Origin of the sequence: Ilyobacter sp., assembly GCF_041583315.1 — a bacterium.
Classification (GTDB): Bacteria; Fusobacteriota; Fusobacteriia; order Fusobacteriales; family Fusobacteriaceae; genus Ilyobacter.
Genome location: NZ_JBFHGC010000493.1, coordinates 1 through 2199, shown reverse-complemented (window position 1 = coordinate 2199; position 2199 = coordinate 1). Strand labels below are relative to the sequence as shown.

Genomic DNA, 2199 nt, shown 5'->3' with positions numbered 1-2199 from the left:
TTGTATTTTGATTTGTCAAAGGCTTCTACCACGATATCACAATCACGGAAAAAGTCAGCCATATTTTCCCTATCAAGTTTTATGTTCTCCACATGAAAAAAGCCATTTGGATTGATATCCAGAAGATTTTTTTTTAGGGTATCAACTTTGGAGGCTCCTATCTGATGGTGAAAATAAAACTGCCTGTTGAGATTTGATTTCTCTATGGTGTCAAAATCTGCTATTTTCAGATCTGTTACTCCGGTTCTTACCAGATGCACAGCTACATTTGACCCGATTCCACCGGCTCCTGCTATTCCTATCTTCATCATATAAGGTGCCAGTCTTTATAGACAGGCTGAAACCCCCTCTCTCTTATAGAATTTTCAGTTTCCTCTATACTGCTCTTATCACTTATCTCAAACTGACATGTGGATTTATCCCCGTCTGCATATCCCCCTACTCCTGTTTTTGATCCTGCAGAAAACTTTGTAACTCCCAGAGGCATTATGTTGTTTCTGAATTCATGGTTTTCTCTTGTTGATACAGTTATTCCTGCTTTTGGCTGGAATAATCTGTAAGCAGTCATCACCTGAATAAAGGTAACATCGTCCATTTTATGGAAGGGCTTAAAGCCCCCTTCGGCATCGTTTATCCTGGGAAGAGATATGCCAAACTCAGTGTTGAGATACTTGTCTGTTAGATACTTCAGGTGAAGCCCTGCAAAGAAGGCTTCTTTTTTTATTTCTCCAAGACCGAAAAGCGGACCTATATTTACATTTCTGAGACCTGCCAAAGCACCTCTTTCCGGAGTGTCCAGTCGAAATTTAAAGTCTTTTTTTCCTCCGGCGAGATGAACCCCGTCATAAACCTCTTCGTCGTAAGCTTCCTGATATACTGTGAGTCCGTCTAGCCCGGAGTTTTTTAATATCTGATAGTCGTCTGTTTTGAGGGGCAGCACCTCTATAGACACAGACGGGAAATATTTGGCAGCCATTTCCACTATACCCTTGAGATAAACTATATCCACCAATCCTTCTGCTTCTCCTGTAAGGAGGATTATATGAGACATTCCAGTTTTGGATATGGCTAGGAGCTCTGTTTCCACCTCTTCAAGGGAAAGGTGCCTCCTCACAATTTTATTCTCCTTATTAAAGCCGCAGTAAACACAGTGGTTTGTGCAGTAATTGGAGACGTATAGAGGGATGTAGAGTGATATTATATTTCCGAAATGCTGTCTTGTGACAGAATAAGATTTCTTCGCCATATCTTCCAGAAAATCCTTGGCTTTCGGAGAAAGAAGATTTAAAAAATCCAGCTCTTCAATCTTATCTTTCTGAAGGGTTCTTTTTATATCTTCAGAGGAAACTTGAGAGAAATAATCTTCAAAGTCAAAATTCTCCCAGTTTTTCATTATAGAGTAGAAACTCATTTCTCCTCACCTCTAAAAAGAAATCCTGTAAGTGGAGAACTGGCACTGGCATATTTTTTTTCCTCTGCCATTTTTGCAAGATAAGCTTCACGGCCTGCCTCTACAGCCAGGGAAAATGCCCTTCCCATTTTTACCGGATCGTGAGCAGTGGCGATGGCTGTATTCACGAGGACAGCATCACATCCCATCTCCATAGCCTGTGCCGCATGAGAAGGTTTTCCTATACCGGCATCCACTATGATAGGGACTCTCTTATTGTCGTTCAGCATCTCTATAAGAGCCCTTGTCTCAAGACCTCTGTTTGATCCAATGGGAGCACCTAAAGGCATTACTGCAGCTGCTCCTGCATCTTCTAGTTTTTTTGCTGCTATGAGATCAGGCATCATATAGGGGAGCACAATAAAGCCCTCAGCTGCTAGTACCTTTGTGGCCTTTATTGTCTCGTAGTTGTCTGGCATGAGGTACTTCATATCGTTGATGATCTCTATTTTTATGAAGTCTCCGCATCCGGCCTCCCTTGCTATCCTGGCTATTTTGATTGCTTCTTCGGCAGTTCTGGCTCCAGAAGTATTAGGGAGAAGAGTTACATTTTTAGGGATGTAATTTAATATATTTTCCTTCGGGTTTTTAAAGTCGATTCTTCTCAGTGCCATTGTTATTATTTCTGACCTGCTGGAATCCAGCATAGGAGCAATAAGATTTTTATCTGAAAATTTTCCTGTTCCTGTGAGTAGCCTGCTCTCAAAAGTATGACCACCTAAAATAAGTTTGCTGTCCATATAAATAAC

General features: G+C 41.1%; 3 protein-coding genes. All 3 read right to left on the bottom strand.

Features of this window, described 5'->3' with window-relative positions; genetic code table 11:
* Window positions 1-308 (bottom strand): ThiF family adenylyltransferase (locus ABZA26_RS13350; RefSeq protein WP_372714994.1); only part of this gene is annotated, 308 nt, incomplete at its 3' end.
* Entirely contained in the window at window positions 308-1411 is a 1104-nt protein-coding gene (thiH, locus tag ABZA26_RS13345; RefSeq protein WP_372714993.1) for a 2-iminoacetate synthase ThiH, read from the bottom strand. The genes ABZA26_RS13350 and thiH, both read right to left, overlap by 1 nt.
* Window positions 1408-2190: a thiazole synthase gene (locus tag ABZA26_RS13340; RefSeq protein WP_372714995.1), complete on the bottom strand. Its 783-nt coding sequence runs from the start codon at window positions 2188-2190 to the stop codon at window positions 1408-1410. Before ABZA26_RS13340 ends, thiH begins: the two co-directional genes overlap by 4 nt.
* Window positions 2191-2199 lie beyond the last annotated feature (9 nt).

Coding starts and splice junctions, on each gene's coding strand:
- thiH (WP_372714993.1), bottom strand. CDS start 1,411: ATGAGTTTCTACTCTATAATGAAAAACTGGGAGAATTTTGACTTTGAA.
- ABZA26_RS13340 (WP_372714995.1), bottom strand. CDS start 2,190: ATGGACAGCAAACTTATTTTAGGTGGTCATACTTTTGAGAGCAGGCTA.